Source organism: Pseudomonas sp. GD04019, assembly GCF_029837695.1.
Lineage (GTDB): Bacteria > Pseudomonadota > Gammaproteobacteria > Pseudomonadales > Pseudomonadaceae > Aquipseudomonas.
In genome coordinates this window covers 514,733-540,190 of the sequence record NZ_JAOEEA010000001.1, presented here as the reverse complement: position 1 = coordinate 540,190, position 25,458 = coordinate 514,733, and the positions used below count along the sequence as shown (strand labels likewise).

25 protein-coding genes are annotated in these 25,458 nt (G+C 67.1%); 5 read left to right on the top strand and 20 right to left on the bottom strand.

Features of this window, described 5'->3' with window-relative positions; translation table 11 throughout:
* Positions 1-3 precede the first annotated feature (3 nt).
* The 15 genes from N7607_RS02505 to N7607_RS02435 form a co-directional block, all read right to left on the bottom strand.
* On the bottom strand, positions 4-477 hold the full coding sequence (locus N7607_RS02505) for a DUF2878 family protein (RefSeq protein WP_279868978.1): 474 nt from the start codon (positions 475-477) through the stop codon (positions 4-6).
* The gene (locus N7607_RS02500) at positions 474-1,751 is read right to left on the bottom strand and encodes a cyclopropane-fatty-acyl-phospholipid synthase (protein WP_279868980.1); all 1,278 of its coding nucleotides are present in this window, start codon (positions 1,749-1,751) and stop codon (positions 474-476) included. The genes N7607_RS02505 and N7607_RS02500 overlap by 4 nt, the downstream gene beginning before the upstream one ends.
* A complete protein-coding gene (locus N7607_RS02495; RefSeq protein ID WP_279868981.1) occupies positions 1,738-2,529 on the bottom strand; it encodes a DUF1365 domain-containing protein in 792 nt (263 codons plus the stop codon). The genes N7607_RS02500 and N7607_RS02495 overlap by 14 nt, the downstream gene beginning before the upstream one ends.
* Positions 2,526-3,773, bottom strand: coding sequence for an FAD-dependent oxidoreductase (locus N7607_RS02490; protein WP_279868983.1), 1,248 nt, complete (start codon positions 3,771-3,773; stop codon positions 2,526-2,528). Before N7607_RS02490 ends, N7607_RS02495 begins: the two co-directional genes overlap by 4 nt.
* The gene (locus N7607_RS02485) at positions 3,770-4,519 is read right to left on the bottom strand and encodes an SDR family NAD(P)-dependent oxidoreductase (RefSeq protein ID WP_279868985.1); all 750 of its coding nucleotides are present in this window, start codon (positions 4,517-4,519) and stop codon (positions 3,770-3,772) included. The genes N7607_RS02490 and N7607_RS02485 overlap by 4 nt, the downstream gene beginning before the upstream one ends.
* The gene (locus N7607_RS02480) at positions 4,516-4,938 is read right to left on the bottom strand and encodes a nuclear transport factor 2 family protein (protein ID WP_279868986.1); all 423 of its coding nucleotides are present in this window, start codon (positions 4,936-4,938) and stop codon (positions 4,516-4,518) included. Before N7607_RS02480 ends, N7607_RS02485 begins: the two co-directional genes overlap by 4 nt.
* Complete coding sequence (gene phrB, locus N7607_RS02475; RefSeq protein WP_279868988.1) at positions 4,931-6,370, bottom strand: deoxyribodipyrimidine photo-lyase; 1,440 nt, start codon at positions 6,368-6,370, stop codon at positions 4,931-4,933. Before phrB ends, N7607_RS02480 begins: the two co-directional genes overlap by 8 nt.
* Positions 6,358-7,284, bottom strand: a complete 927-nt coding sequence (locus N7607_RS02470; RefSeq protein ID WP_279868990.1) for a MerR family transcriptional regulator — start codon at positions 7,282-7,284, stop codon at positions 6,358-6,360. Before N7607_RS02470 ends, phrB begins: the two co-directional genes overlap by 13 nt.
* The gene (locus N7607_RS02465) at positions 7,281-8,231 is read right to left on the bottom strand and encodes a DUF523 and DUF1722 domain-containing protein (RefSeq protein WP_279868991.1); all 951 of its coding nucleotides are present in this window, start codon (positions 8,229-8,231) and stop codon (positions 7,281-7,283) included. The genes N7607_RS02470 and N7607_RS02465 overlap by 4 nt, the downstream gene beginning before the upstream one ends.
* Positions 8,232-8,460: 229 nt before the next feature.
* Positions 8,461-8,757 carry a winged helix-turn-helix domain-containing protein gene (locus tag N7607_RS02460; RefSeq protein ID WP_279868992.1) on the bottom strand — a complete coding sequence of 99 codons (297 nt, stop codon included), beginning with the start codon at positions 8,755-8,757 and terminating at the stop codon, positions 8,461-8,463.
* A 14-nt stretch (positions 8,758-8,771) separates the two neighbouring features.
* Positions 8,772-9,221 (bottom strand): hypothetical protein, encoded by a 450-nt coding sequence (locus N7607_RS02455; RefSeq protein WP_279868993.1) that lies wholly within the window; start codon positions 9,219-9,221, stop codon positions 8,772-8,774.
* A 48-nt stretch (positions 9,222-9,269) separates the two neighbouring features.
* A complete protein-coding gene (locus N7607_RS02450) occupies positions 9,270-12,101 on the bottom strand; it encodes a valine--tRNA ligase (protein WP_279868994.1) in 2,832 nt (943 codons plus the stop codon).
* Between the two features lie 180 nt (positions 12,102-12,281).
* Positions 12,282-12,773 carry a DNA polymerase III subunit chi gene (locus N7607_RS02445; RefSeq protein WP_279868995.1) on the bottom strand — a complete coding sequence of 164 codons (492 nt, stop codon included), beginning with the start codon at positions 12,771-12,773 and terminating at the stop codon, positions 12,282-12,284.
* A gap of 78 nt (positions 12,774-12,851) precedes the next feature.
* Positions 12,852-13,268, bottom strand: a complete 417-nt coding sequence (locus tag N7607_RS02440) for a DNA polymerase III subunit chi (protein ID WP_279868996.1) — start codon at positions 13,266-13,268, stop codon at positions 12,852-12,854.
* Between the two features lie 83 nt (positions 13,269-13,351).
* The gene (locus tag N7607_RS02435) at positions 13,352-14,839 is read right to left on the bottom strand and encodes a leucyl aminopeptidase (protein ID WP_279868998.1); all 1,488 of its coding nucleotides are present in this window, start codon (positions 14,837-14,839) and stop codon (positions 13,352-13,354) included.
* 139 nt (positions 14,840-14,978) lie between these two features.
* On the opposite strand from N7607_RS02435, the gene lptF reads away from it, so the two are divergent.
* Entirely contained in the window at positions 14,979-16,112 is a 1,134-nt protein-coding gene (gene lptF / locus N7607_RS02430) for an LPS export ABC transporter permease LptF (protein WP_279868999.1), read from the top strand.
* Positions 16,105-17,166: an LPS export ABC transporter permease LptG gene (gene lptG / locus N7607_RS02425; RefSeq protein ID WP_279869000.1), complete on the top strand. Its 1,062-nt coding sequence runs from the start codon at positions 16,105-16,107 to the stop codon at positions 17,164-17,166. Before lptF ends, lptG begins: the two co-directional genes overlap by 8 nt.
* A 199-nt stretch (positions 17,167-17,365) precedes the next feature.
* Here lptG and N7607_RS02420 read toward each other — a convergent pair whose 3' ends face one another.
* Positions 17,366-17,566 (bottom strand): hypothetical protein, encoded by a 201-nt coding sequence (locus tag N7607_RS02420; protein ID WP_279869003.1) that lies wholly within the window; start codon positions 17,564-17,566, stop codon positions 17,366-17,368.
* 75 nt (positions 17,567-17,641) lie between these two features.
* A complete protein-coding gene (locus N7607_RS02415) occupies positions 17,642-18,907 on the bottom strand; it encodes an Hsp70 family protein (RefSeq protein WP_279869004.1) in 1,266 nt (421 codons plus the stop codon).
* Between the two features lie 148 nt (positions 18,908-19,055).
* On the opposite strand from N7607_RS02415, the gene N7607_RS02410 reads away from it, so the two are divergent.
* Positions 19,056-19,976 (top strand): substrate-binding domain-containing protein, encoded by a 921-nt coding sequence (locus tag N7607_RS02410; RefSeq protein WP_279869006.1) that lies wholly within the window; start codon positions 19,056-19,058, stop codon positions 19,974-19,976.
* 50 nt (positions 19,977-20,026) lie between these two features.
* Complete coding sequence (locus N7607_RS02405; protein WP_279869007.1) at positions 20,027-20,764, top strand: transporter substrate-binding domain-containing protein; 738 nt, start codon at positions 20,027-20,029, stop codon at positions 20,762-20,764.
* 6 nt (positions 20,765-20,770) lie between these two features.
* Here the strand turns inward: N7607_RS02405 and N7607_RS02400 are convergent, their stop codons facing one another.
* Entirely contained in the window at positions 20,771-21,490 is a 720-nt protein-coding gene (locus tag N7607_RS02400) for a DUF4198 domain-containing protein (RefSeq protein ID WP_279869008.1), read from the bottom strand.
* A 17-nt stretch (positions 21,491-21,507) separates the two neighbouring features.
* Entirely contained in the window at positions 21,508-23,598 is a 2,091-nt protein-coding gene (locus tag N7607_RS02395; RefSeq protein WP_279869009.1) for a TonB-dependent siderophore receptor, read from the bottom strand.
* A gap of 220 nt (positions 23,599-23,818) precedes the next feature.
* On the opposite strand from N7607_RS02395, the gene N7607_RS02390 reads away from it, so the two are divergent.
* A complete protein-coding gene (locus N7607_RS02390; RefSeq protein WP_279869010.1) occupies positions 23,819-24,682 on the top strand; it encodes an oxaloacetate decarboxylase in 864 nt (287 codons plus the stop codon).
* Here the strand turns inward: N7607_RS02390 and N7607_RS02385 are convergent.
* A complete protein-coding gene (locus N7607_RS02385) occupies positions 24,672-25,409 on the bottom strand; it encodes a transporter substrate-binding domain-containing protein (RefSeq protein ID WP_279869012.1) in 738 nt (245 codons plus the stop codon). The two genes, N7607_RS02390 and N7607_RS02385, sit on opposite strands and share 11 nt — an antisense overlap.
* Positions 25,410-25,458 lie beyond the last annotated feature (49 nt).

Here is a 25,458-nt window from a genome sequence, read left to right as displayed (position 1 = left end):
GGTTCAGTTGCCGGCCAGGCGATGACTCAGGGGCAGTGCGGCCGCCCACAGCAGGGCGAGCAGCAGCCAGGTAAGCGGAATGCCCAGTGGCAGGCCGACGCCGGCCAGCGTGGCGCCGCCGATATAGGCGGGCGGTGCGGCCAGTGCGCCGAGCAGGGCGGCGCGCCAGTGCGGGCGGGCGCTCCAGGCCAGGCTATGGCGCAGGGTGCAGGCCAGCAGGGCCCAGAGCAGAACCAGCCAGAGCGGCGGCAGGCTGAAGTCGAACAGGCCGAGGGCGGCGAGTGCGCTGTCCAGCGCCGCGCCGAACAGGGTCACCCTGAGCAGGCCGCGCCATTCACCGGGCTGCGCCAGCCAGCGCAGGTGCGCGGCCAGGATGAGCAGGGCGAACGCCAGCAGCCAGGGGCGCTGTGGGCTGAGCACGCAGGCCCACCAGCCGAGCTGGAACAGCCCGGCATTGAGCAGCAGGGCGCGGTTCAAGCGCGCAGGCGACCGAGCAGCGGCGCCGGGCGCGCGGCCTCCTTGGCCAGCAGCAGCTGGGCGGTGCCGATGCTGCGTTCGAGGAAACCGCCCTCGCAGTAGCACAGGTAGAACTCCCACAGGCGGTAGAAGTACTGGTCGTAGCCCAGCTGCTCCAGCGGGTGGCGGGCGCGGCGCAGGTTGTCGTGCCACAGGCGCAGGGTGCGCGCGTAATGCAGGCCGAAATCCTCCATGTGGTGCAGGTTCATGTCCGTCTCGGTGGTCACCACCTGCAGCAGCTTGTGCACCGAGGGCAGGGCGCCGCCGGGGAAGATGTAGCGCTGGATGAAGTCCACCGAGCGGCACGCCTGTGCGTAGCGCTGGTCACGGATGGTGATGCTCTGCAGCAGCATCAGCCCGTCGGCCTTGAGCAGCCGGCTGCACTGGCGGAAGTAGTCGGGCAGGTAGCGGTGGCCGACCGCCTCGACCATCTCGATGGAGACCAGCTTGTCGTATTCGCCGTCGAGGTCGCGGTAGTCCTTGAGCAGCAGGGTGATGCGCTGCTGCAGGCCCTGCTGCTCGATGCGCTGGCGGGTGTAGTCGTACTGCTCGCGCGACAGGGTGGTGGTGGTCACCCGACAGCCGTAGTGGGTGGCGGCGTAGATGGCCATGCTGCCCCAGCCGGTGCCGATCTCCAGCAGGTGATCCGTGGGGCGCAGGGCGAGCTTTTGGCAGATGCGTTCGAGCTTGTTCAGCTGGGCCTGTTCCAGGCTGTCGTCGGTGCTCTCGAACATGGCGGCCGAGTACATCATGGTCGGGTCGAGCATCTGCTCGAACAGCTGGTTGCCGAGGTCGTAGTGGGCGGCGATGTTGCGCCGCGACCCCGCGCGGGTGTTGCGGTTGAGCCAGTGCAGGCCCTGCATCAGCGGGCGGCCGAAGAGCAGCGCCAGGCCACGCTCCATGCTGTCCAGCACGTCGAGGTTGGCGACGAACAGGCGGATCACCGCCGTCAGGTCCGGGCTGCTCCAGTAGCCATGGATATAGGCCTCGCCCGAGCCGATCGAGCCATTGCCGGCCACTAGCGCCCACAGGGCCGGGTCGAGCACCTCGATCTCCGCGTGCAGGCCGGCGCCGCCCTGGCCGAATTCCAGGCGTTCGCCGTTCTCCAGCACGCTGAGCCGGCCGTGGCGCAGCTGGCCGAGCTGGCGCAGCACCAGGCGGCGCAGCAGGCCTGCGCCCGGGCCGTTGCCGCTGCGTACGTTGCTCTTGGCGGATATCAGGTCAGGGCTTTTCATGGCGGGGCTCCAGTAAGGCGGTGGGGCGCTCGTCATCCGCGGCGCGATGGTCGAACAGCGGCATGCGCTTGAGCAGCAGGCGCAGGGCCTGCCAATAGATGGCCAGCAGGGTCCTGGCCGTCATCCAGGGAAAACTCAGCAGGTGGCGGTGCAGGCTGGCGCGGCTCAGCTCGACGCGGCGTAGGCCCAGGCCGGCCTCGAACAGGCGATCCGCGCCTTGCCAGTCCTCCATGTGGATGCGCAGGTGCGCGCCGGGCGGGGCGAAACGCATGCGGTATTCCACGTCGCGGGGCATGAAGGGCGAGACGTGGAAGGCCTTGGCCACCCGTTGCCGCGACTCGCCCTCGGCATGGGCCGGCAGGACGTAGTGATAGCGCTGGCGCCAGGGCGTGTTGCTGACCTCGCAGAGGATCGCCGCCAGGCGACCGTCCGCCTCGAAGCAGTAGAAGAAGCTGGCCGGGTTGAAGGCCAGGCCCCAGCTGCGTGGCTGGGTGAGCAGGCAGATGCGCCCCTGCGGCGCATGGCCCAGAGCCTGTTCGACGCACTGGCGGACCGCCTGCTCCAGCACCAGGCCGGCGCTGGTGAGGTGCGGCAGGTAATCGCTCTCGCGGAAGGCCAAGGGTGCCCAGCGCGAGCGGCCGGCCAGGGGGGACAACGCCAGCACCTCGTCCTGTTCGCTCAGGTCCAGATAGAGCAGGCCCATGCGATAGCGGAAGCCATGGCCGCGCGGCAGGTGCCGGCGGTGGCTGACCCAGCCCTGGTAGAGCGCGCTGTTCACAGGCGCTCACCGAATGCTTCGGCCACGCGCAACGCGCTGACCACGCCGTCTTCATGGAAACCGTTGGCCCAGTAGGCGCCGCAGAAGTAGGTGTGGTGCGTGCCGTGCAGCTCGCGCCAGCGTTCCTGGGCGCGCAGGCCGGCCAGGCTGTATTGCGGATGGGCGTAACGGTAGCGCCCGAGGATCTGCGCCGGGTCGATGGCGGCGGTCTGGTTGAGGCTGACGCAGAAGGTCTTTGGCGCCTCGATGCCCTGCAGGATGTTCATGTTGTAGGTCACCGCCGCCGGCTGTTCGGCGGGGCCGCCCAGGCGGTAGTTCCAGCTGGCCCAGGCCAGTTTGCGGCGCGGCAGCAGGCGGGTGTCGGTGTGCAGCACCACCTCGTTGTCGGCGTAGCGCAGGTCGCCGAGGATGGCGCGCTCGGCCAGGGTCGGCGCCGCCAGCAGGTCCAGGGCCTGGTCGCTGTGGCAGGCGAGCACGATGCGATCGAAGCGTTCCACGCCGGCCGGGCTGTGCACGGTGACGCCCTCGGCGTCGCGCTGCACGCGCTGCACCGGGCAGTGCAGGCGGATGTGCTCGGCAAAGCTTTGGGTCAGTGGCTCCACGTAGCTGCGCGAGCCGCCCTGGATGACCCGCCACTGCGGCCGCTGGCTGACCGACAGCAGGCCGTGGTTCTTGCAGAAACGCACGAAGAACTGCAGGGGAAAACCGAGCATGTCCTGCAGCGACATGGACCAGATCGCCGCGCCCATCGGCACGATGTAGTGCTGGATGAAGCGCTGGCCGTAACCATGTTGTCGCAGGTACTCGCCCAGCGTGGTGTCGCCGGCGATGCGGCTCGCGGCCAGGTCGGCCAGGGCCTCGCGATTGAAGCGCAGGATGTCGCGCAACATGCCCCAGAACGGCGGGCTGAGCAGGTTGCTGCGGCGGGCGAACAGGCTGTTGAGGTTGTTGCCGTTGTACTCGTCGCCGCTCACCGGGTCGTGCACCGAGAAGCTCATCTCGGTGGGTTGCGAGGCAACCCCCAGCCTGTCCATGAGGCGAATGAAGTTGGGGTAGGTCCAGTCGTTGAACACGATGAAGCCGGTGTCGATGGCGTAGTTGCGCCCCTCCAGCTGCACGTCGACCGTGTGGGTGTGGCCGCCGATCCAGTCGCTCGCTTCGAACACGGTGATCTGGTGCTGGCGCTGCAGCAGGTAGGCGCAGGTGAGGCCGGAAATACCACTGCCGACGATGGCGACTTTCATACGGATTCCTTGCGCGCTAGGCGGCGGCCCAGGGCCAGACGCAGGCGGGCGGGTAGATGGGCGAGCAGACGCAGGACGGCGATGAACGGGCCGGGGAAGGCAATTTCCAGCGGGCGCCGGTCGAGGCGCGAGACGATGTGTCCGGCGGCCCGTTCCACCGGCCACAGCATGGGCATGGGGAAGTCGTTGCGGCGGGTCAGCGGGGTGTCGACGAAGCCGGGGCTGGCCAGGGTGATGTCGATCTCCGGCAGGTCCAGGCGCAGGGATTCGGCCAGGTAGCGCAGCGCGGCCTTGGACGCGCCGTAGGCGCCGGCACGCGGCAGGGCCAGGTGCGTCACCGAGCTGCCCATCAGCACCAGGTGCGGCGCCTGGCCCAGGCGCAGCAGCGGCAGGGCGGCCTCGATGCAGTAGGCGGCGGACAGCAGGTTGCCGCGCATTACCCGTTCCACCAGGGCGGCGTCGAAGTGGCGGGCATCGATGTATTCGCAGGTGCCGGCATTGAGTATCACCTGGTCCAGGGCACCCCAGCGCTGGGCGATGCGTTCCCCGATCAGGCGCACCTGGTCGGCGTCGCCGAGGTCGCCGGGCACCAGCAGCACCTGCTGCGGGTAGCGCAGGGCGATGGCCGCCAGCGCCTCGGCGTTGCGCGCGCTCAGGGCCAGGCGTTCGCCGCGCTGCAGCAGCAGTTCGGCCAGGGCCGCGCCGATGCCGCTGCTGGCGCCGGTGAGCCAGATGCGCCGGCTCATGCCAGCCTCCGCTTGAGCCAGGCGATGATCCCGCCCAGGAGCGGCAGATGTTCGTAGAGCATCGCGCCGGCGTCGAAATAGTCGCGGTGCTGGTAGACCTTGTCCCACCACAGCAGGTGCGAGCAGCCATCCACGGCGATCGGCGCGCCGCCGCGCAGGCGCGGGTGGCGGAAGGTCATGGTCCAGCGCAGGTAGCCCTCGCCGTCCGCGACCTGATCGAAGCCGTGGAACTCGAAGTGCAGCTCCTGCACGTTGGCGTACAGCTCGGCGAAGTAGGCGCGCAGCGCGGGCAGGCCGCGCACTTCGTGCAGCGGGTCGCGGAACAGGATGTCGTCGCTGTACAGCTGGCCGAGCCGCTGCAGGTTGCCGGCATCCAGGGCAGCGAAGCGCTGGGCGAAGTCGCGCAGGAAATCACTCATCGTCGGTCCCCTTCTTGGGCAGGTCACGGAACGCCGCCAGGGCACGGTCGCGGGAGGCGCCGAGATCGATCAGCGGCGCCGGGTAGCCGGGCACGGCGAACAGCCCGCCGCGGGCGGACGGATCATGGATGTCGCGCTTGTCCAGGTCCGCCAGCTCTGGCAGCCAGCGGCGGATGAAGCGGCCGTCCGGGTCGAACTTCTGCGATTGGCTGACCGGGTTGAAGAGGCGGAAGTAGGGCGCCGCGTCGGTGCCGGTGGAGGCGCTCCACTGCCAGCCGCCGTTGTTGGCGGCCAGGTCGCCGTCGATCAGGTGGCGCATGAACCAGCGTTCCCCTTCTCTCCAGTCGATCAGCAGGTTCTTGGTCAGGAACATCGCCACCACCATGCGCAGGCGGTTGTGCATCCAGCCGGTGGCCAGCAGCTGACGCATGGCGGCGTCGATCAGCGGGATGCCGGTGCGGCCCTGTTGCCAGGCGGCCAGCTCGTCCGGCGCATGGCGCCAGCGCAGCGCCTCGGTTTCCGTGCGGAAGGCACGATGGCGCGACACGCGCGGATAGCCGACCAGGATGTGCTTGTAGAACTCGCGCCAGAGCAGCTCGTTGATCCAGGTGACGGCGCCGGGGTTGCCGGTTTCGAACTCGCCCTGGTTGCTGCGCAGGGCGGCATGCAGGCACTGGCGCGGCGAGATCGTGCCGCAGGCCAGGTAGGGCGACATGCGGCTGGTGCCGTCCACGCCGGGGATGTCGCGGCGCTGCTGGTACCAGCTCAGTAGCTCGTCGGCGAACAGGGCCAGGCGCTCGCGGGCGGCTTCCTCGCCGGCCGGCCAGTGCTCGCGCAGCGCCGCGTCCGGTGTGGCAAAGCCGTCGATCTCGGCCGGGATGGTGTCGCCGGCGATATCCAGCGGTTGCTGCAGCGTGGGCATTGGCACCAGTGCCGGCAGGGCGGTGTGCAGGCGCTGGTAGCAGACCCTGCGGAACTGGCTGAACACCTGGAAATAGCTGCCCGATTTGGTCAGCACGCTGCCGGGACGGAAGAACAGCTGGTCCAGACGCGAGTGGAAGGCTACGTCGTGGCGTTGCAGCTCGCGCTCCACTGCCTGGTCACGGGCCTGTTCGTGGATGCCGTATTCCTCGTTGACCCACACCCCGGCGACGTGGTGCTCGCGACACAGCTCGGCCAGCACCTGTGGGGCATCGCGCCAGTACGGCGCCACGCGGATCAGCAGCGGCACGTTGAGTGCGGCCAGGCGCGGCTGCAGTTCGGCCAGGTTGCGCAGCCAGAAGTCGACCTTGCACGGCGCGTCGTCATGCTCGCGCCACTGCGCGGGGCTGATCAGGTACACGGCCAGGGTCGCGCCGGCGGCCATGGCGGCGGCCAGCGCGCTGTTGTCGGCTACGCGCAGGTCGCTGCGCAGCCACATCAGCTGGCGCACGACGGGTCCTCAAGCAGGTCCAGCTCGCGCAGGCGCTGCTCGGCCAGCAGCGGGTCGGCGGCCAGGTGCAGGCCGTGCAGCTCTTCGGCATGGATGGTGGCGGCCGGGCCGGCCAGCAGCACGGGGATGGCGCAGGCTTCGAGCAGGCGCGGCAGCTGGTGCCGTAGCGGCGCGGCCAGGGCCTGGCTGGAATACAAAAGCAGGGCGCGCGGGGCGATATGGTCCACCGCCTGCACCAGTTCGCTGGTCGGCACCGCCCAGTCCAGCACCTGTACCGGGCAGCCGGCGCTGTTGATCAGCCAGGCGCACAGCCACAGGCCGGGCTCCAGGTACAGGCCGGACTGGCTGACCAGCAGCAGCGGCGCGCCGTTGTACTGGCGGTTGTCGTGGTACAGGCGCGCGCCGAGCTTGCTGCGCAGCCAGGAGTGGAAGAACACCTGCTCCAGCTGTGCGCCGAACGGCAGGTCGCGCCAGCGCCGGTCTAGCTCGGCCAGCAGCGGCAGGAGCAGCTGGCTGCATAGGATCTGTGGCGGATACAGCGACTGGGCGCGGTTGAAGGCCTCGTCCAGGCTGCGTTCCGCCTGACGCGCCACGCTGTTCAGCATGGCCTGGCGCAGCTCGTCCCACACGCCATTGCCGAGGGTTTCCGGCGGGGGGCTCTGCTCCAGCAGCTCCTTGACCTGGCCGACGGCGACGCCGCGGTTGAGCCAGGTCAGCACCTGCTGGATGCGCTGCACTTGCTCGGGCGCATACAGGCGGTGACCCTTGGGCGTGCGGAAGGGTACCACCAGGCCGTAGCGCCGCTCCCAGGCGCGCAGGGTCACCGGGTTGACCCCGGTGGCGCGCGCCACGTCGCGGATCGGCAGGTAGCCCAGGGCCAGGGCGCTGGGGTAGTCGACGGGTGTGTCGCTCAAATCGCATTCCTCAGGCTGAGATCGTCCGGGTACGGCTGCAGGTAGTCCTGGTTGGCCACGTAGGCATCCGGATGACGGTTGAAGTGGTGGCGCAGCAGGGTCAGCGGCACCACCAGCGGGATGACCCCGGTGCGGTACTGCTCGATCAGCCGCTGCAGCTCGGTGCGCTCGGCATTGCCGAGGTGCTGCTTGAGATGACCGCTCAGATGCTGCAGCACATTGCTGTGGGTGCCGCGGGTGGCCGGGCGGCTGAGCGCGGCCATCAACTGGCGGAAATAGCGCGGTGCCAGGTCGGCCAGGTCCTGGTTGGCGAGGTTGCTGAGCAGCCGGCCGAGGGCCTTCTGCTGCTGCGGGTGAGTCGCCATCAGCAGGTACTTGTGGCGGGCATGGAAATCGAGCAGACCCTGCTGGCTCAGACCGCCGGCGAGCAGACGCTGCCAGCGACCGTAGACGAACACCCGGTTGAGGAAGTTCTCGCGCAGCACCGGGTCGTGCAGGCGACCCTCGTCTTCCAGCGGCAGCTCCGGGCGCAGCTCGTGCAGGCGGGCGGCGAACACACCACGGGTAGAGGCCTCGGCCAGATGGCCGTTGTCGCGGTACAGCTTGACCCGGTGCAGGCCGCAGGACGGCGACTTGTGCATCAGCACGAAGCCGCTGATGTCATCCAGCTCGCGGGCGACGCGGTCGCCCTGGGCGCGCAGCGCAGCGGTCAAATCGCGGTCGTGTTCCTGGGGGACCAGCGCGCGCGGTGCATCGGCATCGTCCACCAGGCGAATGGCCGGGCGCGGAGTGCCCAGGCCGATGGCCGTTTCCGGGCAGACCGGCAGCAGCTCGAAGTGTTCGGCCAGGACTTCGGTGCACAAGGCGGAGCGCTTGTGGCCGCCGTTGTAGCGCACCCGCTCGCCGAGCAGGCAGGCGCTGATGCCGAGCTTGAGACGATCACCCATGCGCACCTCCCATTCATAAACTTGTACAAGGTAAAATTGTTGTACAAGTAAACACCGGAATGTGGAGTTGTACAATTAAATTGATTTGTACAAGTTTTTACGAGAGTGCGAGAAAGGCCGGGAAGGCAGCGGAGCGCTGGCCAACCAGATGGGGGATGCGTGGTTCGGCGAATCAAGCGGCGCGCTGAGGGAAGCGGTAGCGCGGCTCTTGGTTAGCGGCGGGTAGGTCTCAGGGGTAGCCGAGCAGCGTCTTGATCTGCGCCAGATGGGCTTCGACCCAGGTGCGGTCGATCGGGCCCCACTCGCGGATCAGGTAGTGGCCGGCGTTGTTGCGCTCGCCATCGTGCTGGACGAAGTCGCAGAGGATATCCAGCTCGCCGAGCGCGGCCAGGGTGTCCTGTGCGGTGCGCCGGGGCATGCCGGTGGCTTCCATAAGGGCCGGCACGCTGGCGGCGCTGCCGCTGTCGATCAGCCAGGCCACGTAGAGGCGACGGTAGAAGCTGGTCTTGGTCTTGCTGACTTCCATAGTGGGAATACTCCTCAGCGAGTGGCGCGGCGGCGCAGGGTGCGATGGCGGCTATTGAACAGCAGGTGCAGGAACAGGCGCACCAGCGGCGCCGGCAGTAGCGGATCGACCGTGAGTTGATCAACCAGCCGAACGCCACCCGCGACCGGCGCCAGGCTGCGCTCATGGCGCCAAAGGCGCATGCCGGTCATCGGTGATTGTTCGACGAAGCCCTGGTTGGGCGTGAGCGAGAGCAGGGTGAGGCGCGACACACCGAGCGGCAGCACGCCGAACAGCCACAGCCAACTGGTGAACAGCGGTCGGCCCGGTTCGACGGCCACGTCCCGCAGGTTGTGGATATGTCGCGGCACGCTCATCCACAGCCAGGGGCGCATTTCCTGGCGCAGGCCGCGCACCTCGGTGATCCAGCGCCAGGCGTTCTCCGGTGTGATCGGCAGGGTCGATTCGAAGCGCAATTCGATCATCGGCTTTCCTTGGCCAGAAAAAGGCCCGCATGTGCGGGCCTTTTGGCGTTACAGGTTGGCGATCTTCTCGCGCTGTTCGACCAGCTTGGCCAGCGCCTGTTCGGCTTCGGCCAGTTTGGCGCGCTCCTTGTCGAGCACTTCGGCCGGGGCCTTGGCGACGAAGCCTTCGTTGGCGAGCTTGCCACCAACACGCTGGACTTCGCCTTGCAGGCGCTGGATTTCCTTGTCCAGGCGCGCCAGCTCGGCGTCCTTGTCGATCAGCCCGGCCATCGGCACCAGCACCTGCATCTCGCCAACCAGGGCGGTGGCGGACATCGGCGCTTCCTCGCCGGCGGACAGCACGCGGACCGATTCCAGCTTGGCCAGCTTGTTCAGCAGCGGCTCGAAGTCGGCCAGGCGGCGCAGGTCTTCGGCGTTGGCGTTCTGCACGATGATGTCGATGCGCTTGGCCATGGAGATCTTCATCTCGCCACGGATCTGGCGTACGCCGAGCATCAGTTGCTTGACCCACTCGATGTCGCCTTCGGCGGCGGCGTCGATACGGCTCTCGTTCGCCACCGGCCAGGCCTGCAGCATGATGGTCTCGCCGCTGATGCCGGCCTGGCCCTTGATGCGCTGCCAGATTTCTTCGGTGATGAAGGGCATGAACGGGTGGGCCAGGCGCAGGATCACTTCCAGCACGCGCACCAGGGTGCGACGGGTGCCGCGCTGGCGTTCTACTGGCGCGTTTTCGTCCCACAGAACGGGTTTCACCAGCTCCAGATACCAGGCGCAGTACTCGTCCCAGATGAATTCGTAGAGGGCCTGGGCAGCCATGTCGAAGCGGAAGGCGTCGAGATGGCGGGTCACGTCCTGCTCGCAGCGCTGCAGGGCGGAGATGATCCAGCGGTCCACCGGCGACAGCTCGACGGCTTCGCCATTGACTCCGGTGTCCTTGTCGTCGGTGTTCTCGATGACGAAGTTGGCGGCGTTCCACAGCTTGTTGCAGAAGTTGCGGTAGCCCTCGACGCGGCCCATGTCGAACTTGATGTCACGACCGGTGGAAGCCAGCGCCAAGTTGGTGAAGCGCAGGGCGTCGGTGCCGTAGGCGGCGATGCCTTCGGGGAACTCGGCGCGGGTCTGCTTGGCGATCTTCTCGGCCAGCTTGGGCTGCATCATGCTGCTGGTGCGTTTTTCCAGCAGGGCGTCCAGCTCGATACCGTCGACGATGTCCAGCGGGTCGAGCACGTTGCCCTTGGACTTGGACATCTTCTGGCCCTGGCCGTCGCGCACCAGGCCGTGCACATACACGGTCTTGAACGGGATCTGCCCGGTCAGGTGGGTGGACAGCATGATCATCCGGGCGACCCAGAAGAAGATGATGTCGAAGCCGGTGACCAGCACGTCGGTGGGGTGGAAGGTCTTGAGGAAGTCGGTCTGCTGCGGCCAGCCGAGGGTAGAGAAGGTCCACAGGCCGGAGCTGAACCAGGTGTCCAGCACGTCTTCGTCCTGGCGCAGGTTGACGCCTGCGAGGTTGTGCTTGGCGCGAACTTCCGCCTCGTCACGGCCGACGTAGACGTTGCCGGCGTCGTCGTACCAGGCCGGGATGCGGTGGCCCCACCAGAGCTGACGGCTGATGCACCAGTCCTGGATGTCGCGCATCCAGCTGAAGTACATGTTCTCGTACTGCTTGGGCACGAACTGGATCTCGCCACTCTCGACCACGGCGATGGCTTTCTCGGCCAGCGGCTTGGTGGAGACGTACCACTGGTCGGTCAGCCACGGCTCGATGACGGTGCCGGAGCGGTCGCCTTTCGGCACCTTCAGCGCGTGATCGTCGATACTCTGCAGCAGGCCGGCGGCCTCGAAGGCGGCAACGATCTGCTTACGGGCGACGAAGCGGTCGAGGCCGGCGTATTCGGCCGGCAGGCTGCCGTCGATCTCGGCGTTGACGCTGCCGTCGATGTTGAACACCTGGGCCTGGGCCAGCACGGCGGCGTTCTTGTCGAAGATGTTGATCAGCGGCAGGTTGTGGCGCTTGCCGACTTCGTAGTCGTTGAAGTCGTGGGCCGGGGTGATCTTCACGCAGCCGGTGCCGAACTCGGGGTCGCAGTAGTCGTCGGCGATGATCGGGATGCGGCGGCCCACCAGCGGCAGCTCGACGAAGGTGCCGATCAGGGCTTTATAGCGCTCGTCTTCCGGGTGCACGGCCACGGCGCTGTCGCCGAGCATGGTTTCCGGGCGGGTGGTGGCGACGATCAGGTGGTCCTTGCCGTCGGCGGTCTTGTTGCCGTCGGCCAGCGGATAGCGCAGGTTCCACAGATGGCCTTTCTCGTCGTGGTTTTCCACTTCGAGGTCGGAGATGGCGGTGTGGAACTTGGTGTCCCAGTTGACCAGGCGCTTGCCGCGGTAGATCAGGCCGTCGTTGTGCAGGCGCACGAAGGCTTCTTTAACGGCCTCGGACAGGCCTTCGTCCATGGTGAAGCGCTCGCGCGACCAGTCCACCGAGGATCCCAGGCGACGGATCTGCCGGGTGATGGTGCCGCCGGACTGTTCCTTCCACTCCCAGACCTTCTCCAGGAACTGCTCGCGGCCCAGGTCGTGACGGCCGATGCCGTCGGCGGCCAGCTGGCGCTCGACCACCATCTGCGTGGCGATGCCCGCGTGGTCGGTGCCCGGCTGCCACAGGGTGTTGCGGCCCTGCATGCGGCGGAAGCGGATCAGGCAGTCCATGATCGAGTTGTTGAAGCCGTGACCCATGTGCAGGCTGCCGGTGACGTTCGGCGGCGGGATCATGATGGTGTAGGGCTCGCCGGAACCTTGCGGGGCGAAATAGTTGTTCTTCTCCCAGGTCTGGTACCAGGAAGTTTCGATGGCGTGGGGCTGGTAGGTCTTGTCCATGGGTGCGGCGGGACCGTATTGGCAACTGGGCGGGAAAGCCGCGAAGTATAACGGCTGGCACCCACCCTGGGCCACTGGCCGCCGGCTGGTGTGCGGCGGATCGGTAGGAGCGAGCTTTGCTCGCGAACCAGGCGACGCATTTCGCGAGCAGAGCTCGCTCCTACGGGGAGGTTTCAGGGGTCAGGGCTTGGGCTGCTTGATCAGGCGGTCGAGGCGGGCATCCAGGCGGCGCTTGAGCTCGGCCTCGATCTGCGGCACGAAATCGTCGATCACGTCCTGCAGGATCAGCTGGGCGGCGGCGCGCAGCTCGGCGTCCAGGCGGTTCTGGATCAGGCCGCTCTGCACCACGCTGGCGCTGACCTGGGGCTGTGGCGTGGCCGGTCTGGGGGCGGGAGTGGCGGCAGGGGCAGCGGGCGCCGGGGCGACCGCCGGTTGCACCGGGTAGGACAGCGGCACGCTGGCAATCGGTGTGGCAGGTATTGCAGATGCAGGGACCGGCGCGGGAGCGCTCGGGCTGGGCTCGATGATTTCCGACAGCAGCGGGATCTGCAGGTCGTCGTCCAGGGTTTCGGTCAGCAGCGGCGGCTCCAGCTGCTCCTTCTCCAGCAACTGGCGGATGGCTTCCAGATCGTCCAGCAGGAGATCGGACTTGGGCGGTTTGGAGCTGTCCATGGGCGTTGCGAGCAAGGAGAGATGGGCGGGGCGGCAGATTCTACGCCGAGTCTAGGCCTATTTCGACCTCGGCAGCCTTCAGAGTTCCACGCGCTGCGGGTCGTGGCCCAGCTGACGGTACTGGCGGAAGCTGTCGCGGCACTGGGCGAGCAGGGCCGGTTCCTGGTTGACGATCTCGATCACCCGGCTGAACTGGGCCAGATGCGGCGACAGCTGCGGATGCAGATTGAGCAATACGCCGCCGGCCTGGCTCGGGGCCTGGTGGAGGCCGATCACCACCGGCGCCTGCGGATCTTCCTCATGCAGGCCGTGAGGGATGAAGGACTCCGGGCGGAAGCTCCACAGCAACTGGTCCAGGGCGGCGCACTGGGCCTCGTCGGCGCCGCGCAGGAACACCGGCAGACCGGCCTTCCAGGCTTTGCTCGCCAGCTGGCAGGCCGCGCGCAGGCGGCCATCGGCAGTGGCGGAGGAAAGGACGTAGAACTCGACGCGCATTCGCTTGCTCGCGGTGAATGGTTCGGTAGCCCGGATGCAATCCGGGACGTGCAGTCCCCGGGTTGCATCCGGGCTACGTCAGGTTAGGCCTTGGCGCGATCCAGCAGGTACTGGGTCAGCAGCGGGACCGGGCGGCCGGTGGCGCCCTTGTCCTTGCCGCCACTTATCCAGGCGGTGCCGGCGATATCCAGGTGCGCCCAGTGGTAGTTCTTGGCGAAGCGCGAGAGGAAGCAGCCGGCGGTGATGGTGCCGGCCTTCGGCCCGCCGATGTTGGCGATGTCGGCGAACGGGCTGTCCAGCTGCTCCTGGTATTCGTCGTACAGCGGCAGCTGCCAGGCGCGGTCGTCGGCATGCTCGCCGGCCTTGAGGATCTGCTTCACCAGGGTGTCGTTGTTGCCCATCAGACCGGAGGCATTGCTGCCCAGGGCGACGATGCAGGCGCCGGTGAGGGTGGCGATGTCGATCACCGCCTGCGGCTTGAAGCGCTCGGCATAGGTGAGGGTGTCGCACAGCACCAGGCGGCCTTCGGCGTCGGTGTTGAGGATCTCGACGGTCTGCCCGCTCATGGTGGTGACGATGTCACCGGGGCGGGTGGCACGGCCGCTGGGCATGTTCTCGGCGCAGGCCAGCAGGCACACCAGGTTGATCGGCAGTTGCAGCTCCAGTACGGCGCGCAGGGTGCCGAGCACGCTGGCGGCGCCGCACATGTCGTACTTCATCTCGTCCATGCCGGCGGCCGGCTTGATGCTGATGCCACCGGTGTCGAAGGTGATGCCCTTGCCGACCAGGGCGAAGGGCTGCTCGTCCTTCTTGCCGCCCTGGTAGTTGAGCACGATCATCCGCGGCGGCTGCTCGCTGCCCTGGGCCACGGCGAGGAAGGCGCCGGCGCCGAGCTCCTTGAGCTTCTTCTCGTCGAGGATGTCGACCTTGAGGTTCTTGTGCGCCTTGGCCAGGGCCTTGGCCTCTTCGGCCAGGTAGCTCGGGTGGCACAGGTTCGGCGGCAGGTTGCCGAGGTCCTTGGTGAAGGCCATACCGGTGGCGATGGCCTGGGCGTGCAGGCTGCCGCGCTCGACCTCGGCCTGCTCGGCCTTGTCGGCGATCAGGGTGATCTTCTTCAGCGCCTTCGGCTCGGCCTTCTTGCTCTTGAACTGGTCGAACACGTAGCCGCCGTCGGCCAGGGTCTCCACCAGCAGGCGGGTCTTGGCGTAGGCGTCGCGGCCCTTGACCTTGAGCTCGCCGAGGGCCAGCACGGCATCGCCGCCGCCGAGGTTCTTCAGCACGCCATGGGCGGCTGCAACCAATTTGCGGAACTGGCGGTCAGACAGCTCGCCCTTGCCGCTGCCGACCAGCAGCACGCGCTCGGCCTTGAGGCCTGGCAGGCTGTGCAGCAGCAGGGTCTGGCCCTGCTTGCCGGCGATGTCGCCGCGCTTGAGCAGGGTGGAGATGGCGCCGCCGCTGGCGTCGTCCACGGCCTTGGCCGCGATGCCGAGCTTGTGGCCTTCACCGAGCGCGACCACCAGGGTCGCGGTCTTCAGGGTTTCCGGGCGGGTGCTTTTGACGAGGAATTCCATGTGCTGTCCCCAAGACAAAGAAGCGGGTTTGACGGATAATGCCGGTCATTTTTTCGAGGTCCGCCATTGCGGGCCGTGCTACCGAGTGCGGCTAGTGTGAGCGTGCCTGCCTGCGCCTGACAACCCTGGAGCGTCCGGTTTGATCGTCTTCCGTTATCTGTCCCGTGAAGTGCTGACGACCCTCGGTGCGGTGAGTGCCGTGCTGCTGGTGATCATCATGAGCGGCCGCTTCATCAAGTACCTGGCCCAGGCGGCGCAGGGCGTGCTGGACCCCGGGGTGCTGTTCCTGATCATGGGTTACCGCATGCCCGGCTTCCTGCAGCTGATCCTGCCGCTGGGCCTGTTCCTCGGCATTCTGCTGGCCTACGGGCGCCTGTACCTGGACAGCGAGATGACCGTGCTCTCGGCCACCGGCATGAGCAACCGCCGCCTGCTGGCCTACAGCATGGCGCCGGCCACCGTGGTCGCCCTGATGGTCGCCTGGCTGAGCCTGGGTCTGGCGCCCCAGGGCGTCGGCGAGGTGGCGCGCATCTTCAACCAGCAGGATGCCCTGACTGAGTTCGACACCCTGGTGCCCGGGCGCTTCCAGGCGATGAAGGACGGCTCGCGGGTGACCTACACCGAGGGCCTGTCCGAGGATCGCGGCCAGCTCAGTGGCGTGTTCATTACCGAGAAGCGCATGACCGCTCCCGCCAACGGCGATAAACCGAAGGAAAGCGGTATCACCGTGCTGGTCGCCGAAAAGGGCCGCCAAGAGATTCAGGCCGATGGCAGCCGGTATCTGATTCTGGAGAACGGCTACCGCTACGACGGCAACCCTGGCCAGGCCGATTACCGCGCCACCAAGTACGAGACCCACGGCGTGCTGCTGGCCAAGCCCAGCGTCAGCAGCGAGATCGGCGAGCGCGAGGCGATTCCCACCCGCGAGCTGATCGGCAGCGACGAGCCGCGCCACCAGGCCGAGCTGCAGTGGCGCCTGTCGATTCCGCTGCTGGTATTCATCGTCACCCTGCTGGCGGTGCCGCTGGCCCGGGTCAACCCGCGCCAGGGCCGCTTCCTCAAGCTGCTGCCGGCGATCCTGCTGTACATGGCCTACCTGGCCCTGCTGATCGGTGCCCGCGGCCAGCTGGACAAGGGCAAGATTCCGATGGAGCTGGGCCTGTGGTGGGTGCACGCGCTGTTCCTGCTGATCGGCGCGGCGCTGTTCCTCTGGCAACCGATGAAACTCAAGCTGGCCAGTCGCCGCGCAGTGAAGGGGATGGCCCATGCATAAGCTCGACCGCTACATCGGCACCAGCGTCTTCTTCGCCATCCTTTCGGTACTCGGCATCATCGTCGGCCTGGCCCTGCTGTTCGCCTTCGTCGACGAGCTGGGCGACCTCAGCGACAGCTACGGCACTCTCGAAGCGCTGATCTACGTGTTGCTGACCCTGCCGCGCCGGGCCTACGAGATGCTGCCGATGGCGGCGCTGATCGGCTGCCTGATCGGCCTCGGCAGCCTGGCCAGCAACAGCGAGCTGACCATCATGCGCGCCGCCGGCGTGTCGGTCGGGCGCATCGTCTGGGCGGTGATGAAGCCCATGCTGGTGCTGATGCTCGCCGGCGTGCTGGTCGGCGAGTACCTGGCGCCCTGGAGCGAGAATCTGGCCCAGGCCCACCGCTCCCTGGCCCAGGGTGGCGGCGAGGCGCAGAGCTCCAAGCACGGCCTGTGGCACCGCCAGGGCCAGGAATACGTGCACATCAACGCCGTGCAGCCCAACGGCAAGCTGGTCGGCGTGACCCGCTACCAGTTCGACGAGCAGCGCAAGCTGCAGTCCGCCAGCTTCGCCCGTCGCGCCCAGTACCAGGGCGACCACTGGATGCTGGAGGATGTGAAGACCACGCTCTTCCACGAGAAAAGCACCGAGGTGCAGAAGGCCGACAGCCAGCGCTGGGACATCGAGCTCAACCCGCAGCTGCTCGGCACCGTGGTGCTGGAGCCCGAGGCCCTGTCGGTCAGCGGCCTGTGGCGCTATATCCATTACCTGGCCGAGCAAGGCCTGAACAATGGCAGCTACTGGCTGGCGTTCTGGACCAAGGTGCTGCAGCCGCTGGTGACCGCCGCGCTGGTGCTGATGGCGATCTCCTTCATCTTCGGCCCGCTGCGTTCGGTGACCCTCGGTCAGCGTGTGTTCACCGGCGTGCTGGTGGGCTTCGTGTTCCGCATCGGCCAGGACCTGCTGGGCCCATCCAGCCTGGTGTTCGGCTTCTCGCCGTTGCTGGCGGTGGCGGTGCCGGCGGCGATCTGCGCCGTGGCCGGGGTATTCCTGCTGCGCCGCGCCGCCTGATTTTGCGGCGGTAAAGAAAAGGCCGGGCATTTGCCCGGCCTTTTTCGTTGAGCTGATCGTAGCCGGATGCAATCCGGGACGTGGGTAGCTCCGTCCCCGGATTGCATCCGGGCTACCTGCCGAGTTTTCCCATCGAATAGAAAAGGGCCGGCTCCTCGCTTAGGTGAATGGCATCACCCATATCGGCGAGCCCGGTCTTTCACTGTTGGCCCTGTTCCATTTCCTGCAGGCGCTGCTGGTTCTGCGCGTTGGCCTGATCGATCTGCTGCTTGAGCTGTTCCATCTGTTGCTGGGCCTGTTGCGCCTTGTCCGCCTGCAGCTTGGCGGTGGTGGCGGTAGCCGCGCCGCCGTCGCAGGCGGCGAGGGTGAACAGGCTGAGCAGTAGCAGGGCGTGGCGCATGGCGGTCTCCGACGGATAGATGAGCCACCTTAGCGGTTTGCCGGTCGCCCTGCAGCGACCGCTATCACCAGTGGTCTAGCCGTAGCGACGCGCGGCCTCGATGGCCAGGCCGCTGCCGATGCTGCCGAAGCTGTTGCCCTCGGTGGCGCGGGCGTTGGGTAGCAGGGCGGCGACGCTCTGGCGCAGGGCCGGCACCGAGCTGGAACCGCCGGTGAAGAAGATGGTGTCGACCGCCGCGTGGTCGACGCCGGCGCGCAGCAGCAGTTCGTCGACCCCCTCGCGGATGCGTACCAGCAGGCCGTCGATGGCCTGGTCGAACAGCGGACGGTCGAGCAGCACCTGCAGATCGGCCTCGATACGCGCCAGGTCGATGCGGTACTCGGGCTGTTCGGTCAGGGTGATCTTCGCCTCTTCCACCTGCATCGCCAGCCAGTGCCCGGCGCGTTGCTCGGTGAGGCGCAGCAGGCGGTCGATACCGGTCGGGTCGACGATGTCGTAGCGCATGCTCTTCAGCGCCAGCTGGGCCTTCTGTGCGTACGCCGCGTTGATGGTGTGCCAGGTCGCCAGGTTGAGGTGGTGGCTGGTGGGCATCAGCGCGTCGCTCTTCATCCGGCTGCCGTAGCCGAACAGCGGCATGACGCCGTCCAGGCTCAGCTGCTTGTCGAAGTCGGTACCGCCGATATGCACGCCGCCAGTGGCCAGGATGTCGTCCTGGCGCTGGTCGAGGTGGCGTCGCTCGGGGGCCAGGCGCACCAGGGAGAAGTCCGAGGTACCGCCGCCGATGTCGACGATCAGCACCAACTCCTCGCGCTGAATAGTGCGCTCGTAGTCGAAGGCCGCGGCGATCGGCTCGAACTGGAACGACACATCCTTGAAACCGAGCTTGTGCGCCACCGCCAGCAGGGTGTTGGCGGCCTCGGCGTCGGCCTGCGGATCGTCGTCGACGAAGAATACCGGGCGGCCCAGCACCACCTGCTCGAATTCGCGACCGGCCTGGGCCTCGGCACGCTTTTTCAGCTCGCCGATGAAGAAGCCGAGCAGGTCGCGGAACGGTAGGGCGCTGCCGAGCACGGTGGTCTCGCTCTTCAGCAGCTTGGAGCCGAGCAGGCTCTTCAGCGCGCGCATCAGGCGGCCTTCGTAGCCTTCCAGGTATTCGTCGAGGGCCTGGCGGCCATACACCGGGCGGCGCTCTTCGGTGTTGAAGAAGATCACCGAAGGCAGGGTGATCTTGCCGTCCTCCAGCTCCAGCAAGGGCTCCACGCCGGGACGCCACCAGCCGACGGTGGAGTTGGAGGTGCCGAAGTCGATGCCCAGGGCATTGGCGGGGGAGGCGTGGTTCATGGCGCGGTGTTCCGGAAAAAAACGGCCGCGCATTCTATGCGAGCCCGGCGTGTCGTGCATGCCGCAGGTCGGCTGGCGGTCCCGCGGGATGCTAGATTGCACAGAGGCGGCCCCGTCGCCGCACCCAATTGCCGTGGAAGTGCCATCGATGTCTGTCGTGCTCCGTCTTAGCCTGCTGGCGTGCCTGTTCCTGCTGTCGTCACCACCGGCGCTGGCGGACTGCATCGGCATGGTCACCAGCGCCGGCGGCCAGTCGTTCTGGCGGCAGGTGCGCGAAGGCGCGGCGCAGGCGGCCGACGAGCAGGGCGTGCGCCTGCATTTTCGCGGGCCGGCCCGCGACGCCGATGCCGAGGTGCAGCTGCGCCTGATCGACAAGGTGCTTAGCAACCCGTGCCGGGTGCTGATCGTCGCGCCCAGCGGGCCGGAGATCGCCGAGCATCTGCAGGCGCTCAAGCGCAAGGGCATCGACAGCCTGTACATCGACCGCGATCTGGGTGGCGATGCGGTGGTCGCCGCCATCGCCACCGACAATTTCAGCGCCGGGTTGCAGGCCGGCCGACAGATGGCGCGTCTGCTGGGCGGCAAGGGGCGGGTCGCGCTGTTGCGCTTCAATGCCCAGGTGCAGTCCACCAGCGAACGTGAGCGTGGTTTTCTGAAGGGAGCCCGTGAGGGCGGCCTGGAGATTGCGCTGGAGCGCTATCTGCCGCTGGGCGACGAGCCGGCGCTGGCGCGCCTTTCCCGCGAGCTGCGCGAGCTGGACGGGTTGTTCACGCCCAGCGAGGGCACCACCCAGGAAGTGCTCGGTGCCCTGCGTCGGCTCAAGTCGGCGGGCAAGCTGGTACATATCGGCTTCGATGCCAGCCCGCTGCTGGTGGAGGCGCTGCGCCAGGGCGAGCTCAGCGCGCTGATGGTCCAGCAACCGCGGCAGATCGGCTACCAGAGCGTGCTGCGCGCCCAGCGCCTGCTGCGTGGCGAGCGTGACGGACCGCGCGAGGTAAAGCTGGCGGCCGTGTATGTCGATCGTCACAACCTGAGCGAGAGCAGCGTCCAGAGCCTGCTGAAACCCTGATCACGCGTGCGTCTTGGGCTAGTCTGAAGGCGGTGGGGAGGGAGTCGTAGATGCGTGCGTGGCTGTTCGCCTGGCTGGTTCTCGGCCTGCTGCCTGGTTGGGCGGAGGCTGAGCTGCGCCTGCTGACCGAGGAAGCTCCACCAACCAGCTTCCTGCGCGATGGCCAGCCCGACGGCTATGCGGTGGAAGTGGTGCACGAGCTGATCCGCCGCACCGGCAGCAGCGCCAGCGTCGAGCTGCTGCCCTGGACCCGCGCCTATCACCTGGCCAAGAGCGAGGCGGACACCGGCCTGTTCTCGGTGGTGCGCACGGTGGAACGGGAGTCATCGTTCCAGTGGGTCGGCCCGATCTTGCGCGGCTCCACGCGCTTCTATTCGCTGAAGTCGAGCAAGCTGCAGATCGACAGCCTGGAGCAGGCGGCCCATGCCGGCACCCTGGCCCTGCCCAAGCAGTGGTACACCTACGAGAGCCTGGAGCGCATGGGCTTTACCAATCTCTACGGCGTGCCCAGTTCCAAGCAGATGGTGACCATGCTCAAGCACGGCCGGGTCAAGCTGATCGCCACCGAGGACCTGACCCTGCGCGAGGAGCTGGCCACCGGCGGCCTGACCCCCGAGGAAGTGCAGGGCCACCTGGCGTTCATGAAGTCCGACTACTACATCGCCTTCTCGCCGCGCACCTCGCCGGAGCTGGTGATGCAGTGGCAGCGCCAGCTCGACGGCATGCGCCAGGACGGCAGCCTGGATGCCATTCGTCGGCGCTGGCTGCCTCAGGCCGCCACGCCCTGAGGCGTGCTACTCGTGATGCTCGCTGCCGAGGAAGGTCAGCGAGCTGAAGAAGCCGAGCTCGTCGATGTCCGCGTCGCCCTTGACCGGCAGATACAGCGACGCGGCGATCACGTTCAGCCCTGCGTTGCGTACTTTCACCTCGGCATAGCCATCGGCATCGGTGGTGGCGCTGATTTCGTGGGGCATGCCGCGGTAGTCGCCGATCAGCTTCACGTCCTTGGCCGGCTGGCCATCGACCAGCACCCGCACGCGCAGCGGGTTGCCCGGGCCGACGCCGAGCGGATCGACCTGCGGCACGATGGCCAGGCGCAGCTGTTTCAGCTCCGGTAGGCGAGCCCCGGCCTGGTAGATGGCCAGGCTGTACTTGTAGGTGTGCAGCGAGTGGGTCGAGTTCGGTACCTGGCTGCGGCCCTGGTTGAGCCACTGCTTGTCCGGCGTTTGCGACCAGGTGCCATTGTCCAGCGCCACGGCCAGCACCGCCGGGGCGCGCAGCGGCTGCAGGCGGGCGTGGTCATCCTGGCGCTGGATGCCGACCGGAATCATTTTGCCGGTGCCGTTATAGGCCCAGGCGCCGCTGATCTTCTGCGCCTTGAAGGCATCGTCTTCGGCGCCGTGGCCGTAGATCACTTCGTGGTTGCCGCGGCGCTGTTCGGTCCACAGGCCGTGGGCGGCGGCCTGGCCGCAGACGAGCAGGCCGGCGAGCAGTAGGGGGTAAGAAATACGCATCGGTGGAGTCCTTGTGATCAGAGGGTGAGGCTCAGGCTGAAGCTGAGGTTGCGGGGCTCGCCGGGCAGTACCCAGACGCTGTTGTAGGAGCGCTCGTAGTACTTGCGGTCGAAGAGGTTGTTGAGGTTCACGCCCAGGGTCAGGTCCTCACTGGCCTTGTAATGGGCGAGCAAGTCCAGCGTTTCGTACGCCGGCAGGCGGAAGTCGCTGCCGGCCTGGCCGGAGCGTTCACCGACATGGTTGAGGGCCGCGCCGATATCCGAACCGCGCAGGGCGCCGTCCTGGAATTCGTACGCCGCCAGCAGGCTGCCGGCGTGGCGCGGGATGCCGAGCAGGTCGCTACCGGCCGGGATGGCGGCGTCGCCCTTGGTCACCTCGGCGTCGATATAGGCGTAGGCGCCGATCAGGCGTACGGCATCGCTGAGCTGGCCGCTGAACTGCAGGTCCAGCCCGCGGCTGCGCGCCTCGCCGGCGGCCACGCTGTCGCCGAGGGCATCGGTGGTGACCACGTTTTCCTTGTCGATCTGGAACAGCGCGATGGTGCCGCCCAGGCGGCCGTCGAGCAGGTCGAACTTGAGGCCGCTCTCGTAGCCCAGGCCCTTCTCCGGCTTGTACACCTGGCCCTGGCTGCCGATGGCGTTGGGCTTGAACGAGGTGCCGGCGTTGGCGAATACACCCACCTCCGGGATGAGTTGATAGAGCAGGCCGACGCGCGGGGTGGCGACATCCTTCTCCTGCTGGTTGCTGACGCCCGTGGCGCGGTTCAGCGAGGTCTGTTCCACGCGCTCCAGGCGCACGCCGACCAACCCGCGCAGACGCTCGGTGAAGGCGATCTGGTCCTGCAGGTTGAGGGCATAACTCTCGGTGTGCTCGTGGAAATCGTTGGGTTTGGTGATCGGCGGCTTCGGCTTGCCATACACCGGGTTGTAGATATCCAGGCCATAGCTGGCCAGGGTGTCGCTCTGCGGGTACTTCTGGCTGTTGCGGTAGTTCTCGTACTCCAGGCCGATAAGGCTCTGATGCTGCCAGCCGCCCAGCTCGAAGCTGCCGTGCAGCTCGGCCTGGGTGATGCTGTCGTTCCACTCGAAGTCGCGCTGGCGGTGGAAGCGGGTGATGGTGTCGCCAACCAGTTTCTGCGGCTCGGAGCTGTCGCCGTTCAGGGTGCCCTGGGTGTAGTGGTTGGCCAGGCGCAGCTTCCAGTCCTCGTTGAGATAGCGCTCCAGCGCCAGGTCGAGGGTCTGGTTGTCGTTGCGGATATCGCCGTCGTTGGGCTCGCCGAGGAAGGTGTAGCGCTGCACCGAGCCCATCTCGCCATTCACCGCCGGGATGCCGCGATCGAACACCGACTCGGTGCGGGATAACTCGGCGTCGAGCTGCAGCTGGGTGTCTGCGTCCAGCTGCCAGCTCAGCGAAGGCGTGACCACCTGACGGCGGTTGCCGACGTGATCGCGAAAGCTGCCGTTGTCCTCCACCGCCAGGTTGATGCGCGACAGCAGGCTGCCGTCCTCGCTCAGCGGCGTGTTGGCATCCATGCTGCTGCGGTAGCGATCCCAACTGCCGGCACTCAGATTGAGAGTGCTGAATGCCTCGGCCTGCGGGCGCTTGCTGACGATATTGACCAGGCCGCCCGGGTCGCCACGGCCATACAGGCTGGCCGATGGCCCCTTGAGCACCTCGACGCGCTCGATGGCGGAAGCATCCGGCGAGCTGTAGCTGCCGCGGTTGATGGCGAAGCCGTTGCGGTACAGCTCGCCGGTGGTAAAGCCGCGCACGCTGTAGTTGAGGAAGGTCAGGCCGCCGAAGTTGTTCTGCCGCGACACGCCGCCGGCAAAGTCCAGAGCGCGGTCGATGCGCGTGCTGTTGAGGTCTTGCAGCACCTGGGCCGGCACCACGTCGATGCTCTGCGGCGTGTCGCGGATATCCACATCGCTGCGAGTGGCCGTGGCGGAGCGGGTGGCGCGATAACCCTCGACCGGGCTGGTGGCGCGCTCGTAGTGGCTGTCGGTGATGGTCAGGCTTTCCAGCTGGACGGATTCTTTCGCCCAGGCCGCGCTGCTAAGCAGGGTGGTTGATATTCCTATCAGTCCAATTTTCTGCAAGTTTGACATGCTGATTCCTTATATAGATGAAATAACATAACAAAATAGATTCGAAGGAATCCACCCCTTGTCGGAAGGTTCGGTCTATCTGAAGGCTGCGATTGCGCCGCTGAAAGGCGAGCGCAAGACTGATCTGGCAGCTTCGGCTGGCGGGATACTTGGCTGGTTTTGTAGTTTTACTACATAATTGGCCGACCCTTACGACCACGAATCGGCAGTAGCGCCTCCCATGCACAGAACCTCGCACCACGACCTTCGCGCGCAGTTCCGCGCACTACTCGAATCGAATGCCTGCTATCACACGGCTTCGGTGTTCGATCCCATGTCCGCGCGGATCGCCGCCGATCTCGGTTTCGAGGTGGGCATCCTGGGTGGCTCTGTAGCTTCACTACAAGTTCTGGCCGCGCCGGACTTCGCCCTGATCACACTCAGCGAGTTCGTCGAGCAGGCCTCGCGCATCGGACGTGTCGCCCGCCTGCCGGTGATCGCCGACGCCGACCACGGCTACGGCAACGCACTCAATGTGATGCGCACGGTGGTCGAGCTGGAGCGCGCCGGCATTGCCGCACTGACCATCGAGGACACCCTGCTGCCGGCCCAGTTCGGCCGCAAGTCCACCGACCTGATCGGCGTCGACGAGGGCGTTGGCAAGATTCGCGCGGCGCTGGAGGCGCGGGTCGATCCGGACCTGGCGATCATCGCCCGCACCAACGCCGGCGTGCTCGAAATCGACGAGGTGATCCGCCGCACCCAGGCCTACCAGCAGGCCGGTGCCGACGGCATCTGCATGGTCGGCATCCGCGATTTCGAACACCTGGAGCAAATCGCCGAGAACCTCAGCGTGCCGCTGATGCTGGTCAGCTATGGCAACCCGTCGCTGCGCGACGATGCCCGCCTGGCCAGCCTCGGCGTGCGCATCGTGGTCGACGGCCACGCCGCCTACTTCGCCGCGATCAAGGCCACCTACGACTGCCTGCGCGAGCAGCGCGGCATCGCCGCCAGCGACCTCAATGCCACCGAGCTGACGCACAAGTACACCCAGCCCGAGGACTACATCGTCTGGGCGCGCGAGTACATGAACGTCAAGGAGTAGCGGTTGCCTGCTGCACCAGGCGCTGCAGCGAACCGTCCTGGCGCATGTCGCGCAGTACCTGGTTGAAGCGCTGCAGCAGCTCGCGCTGGTCGGCCTGCTTGGCGAACACCAGGAAGGTGGGGTTGATGCTCAGCGGCTGGGGCAGGGCGGTCAGGTGCTCCATGCCGGGCAGCTGCAGCAGTCGCTGCCCCGCCAGTTCGATCACCACCACGGCATCCAGCCGGCCGGATGCCAGCTTGCGCAGGTTGGATTCATCCGAACTGCCTTCCTGGGCGAGGATTCGCCCTTCCCGTACCGCCTGGTCGAAGTCCTCGGTATAGCTCCAGCCGCGAATCACGCCGATGCGTTTGCCATGCAGGTCGGTGATCTGGTCGAAGGCGAACGGCTTGTCTCGCTGCACATAGAGCAGCAGGCGCTCCTCGAAGATCGGTTCGGAGTAGTCGAACAGCTTGATCCGCTCGGCGTTGCGATAGATGCCGGCGATGCCCACTTCCCCCGCGGCGCCCCTGAGCAACGCGCGTTTCCATGGCATGGGCTGGATCAGCAGCGGTTCGCCGAGGCGGGCGAAGATCGCCTGCAGCAGCTGCGGGTATAGCCCCTGCGGCTGCTCCTCATGCTGATACATGAAGGGTGGGTTGGCGTTGTCGATGGCCACCAGCGTCTCCGCCCTTGCCAGCAGGGCAGCGCAACTGAGCAGCAGGGTCGTCAGCAGGCGTAGACAGGACATCGGCAGAATTCCCTCTCGATTGCCGCAAGCATAGCCAGCCGGCGGGGCC

Coding starts and splice junctions, on each gene's coding strand:
- N7607_RS02480 (WP_279868986.1), bottom strand. CDS start 4,938: ATGAGTGATTTCCTGCGCGACTTCGCCCAGCGCTTCGCTGCCCTGGAT.
- N7607_RS02440 (WP_279868996.1), bottom strand. CDS start 13,268: ATGCGCGTCGAGTTCTACGTCCTTTCCTCCGCCACTGCCGATGGCCGC.
- lptG (WP_279869000.1), top strand. CDS start 16,105: ATGCATAAGCTCGACCGCTACATCGGCACCAGCGTCTTCTTCGCCATC.
- N7607_RS02465 (WP_279868991.1), bottom strand. CDS start 8,231: ATGGGTGATCGTCTCAAGCTCGGCATCAGCGCCTGCCTGCTCGGCGAG.
- N7607_RS02390 (WP_279869010.1), top strand. CDS start 23,819: ATGCACAGAACCTCGCACCACGACCTTCGCGCGCAGTTCCGCGCACTA.
- N7607_RS02415 (WP_279869004.1), bottom strand. CDS start 18,907: ATGAACCACGCCTCCCCCGCCAATGCCCTGGGCATCGACTTCGGCACC.
- N7607_RS02450 (WP_279868994.1), bottom strand. CDS start 12,101: ATGGACAAGACCTACCAGCCCCACGCCATCGAAACTTCCTGGTACCAG.
- N7607_RS02460 (WP_279868992.1), bottom strand. CDS start 8,757: ATGGAAGTCAGCAAGACCAAGACCAGCTTCTACCGTCGCCTCTACGTG.
- N7607_RS02395 (WP_279869009.1), bottom strand. CDS start 23,598: ATGTCAAACTTGCAGAAAATTGGACTGATAGGAATATCAACCACCCTG.
- N7607_RS02435 (WP_279868998.1), bottom strand. CDS start 14,839: ATGGAATTCCTCGTCAAAAGCACCCGCCCGGAAACCCTGAAGACCGCG.
- N7607_RS02490 (WP_279868983.1), bottom strand. CDS start 3,773: ATGAAAGTCGCCATCGTCGGCAGTGGTATTTCCGGCCTCACCTGCGCC.
- N7607_RS02420 (WP_279869003.1), bottom strand. CDS start 17,566: ATGCGCCACGCCCTGCTACTGCTCAGCCTGTTCACCCTCGCCGCCTGC.
- N7607_RS02500 (WP_279868980.1), bottom strand. CDS start 1,751: ATGAAAAGCCCTGACCTGATATCCGCCAAGAGCAACGTACGCAGCGGC.
- N7607_RS02455 (WP_279868993.1), bottom strand. CDS start 9,221: ATGATCGAATTGCGCTTCGAATCGACCCTGCCGATCACACCGGAGAAC.
- N7607_RS02410 (WP_279869006.1), top strand. CDS start 19,056: ATGTCTGTCGTGCTCCGTCTTAGCCTGCTGGCGTGCCTGTTCCTGCTG.
- N7607_RS02485 (WP_279868985.1), bottom strand. CDS start 4,519: ATGAGCCGGCGCATCTGGCTCACCGGCGCCAGCAGCGGCATCGGCGCG.
- N7607_RS02405 (WP_279869007.1), top strand. CDS start 20,027: ATGCGTGCGTGGCTGTTCGCCTGGCTGGTTCTCGGCCTGCTGCCTGGT.
- N7607_RS02445 (WP_279868995.1), bottom strand. CDS start 12,773: ATGGACAGCTCCAAACCGCCCAAGTCCGATCTCCTGCTGGACGATCTG.
- N7607_RS02400 (WP_279869008.1), bottom strand. CDS start 21,490: ATGCGTATTTCTTACCCCCTACTGCTCGCCGGCCTGCTCGTCTGCGGC.
- N7607_RS02385 (WP_279869012.1), bottom strand. CDS start 25,409: ATGTCCTGTCTACGCCTGCTGACGACCCTGCTGCTCAGTTGCGCTGCC.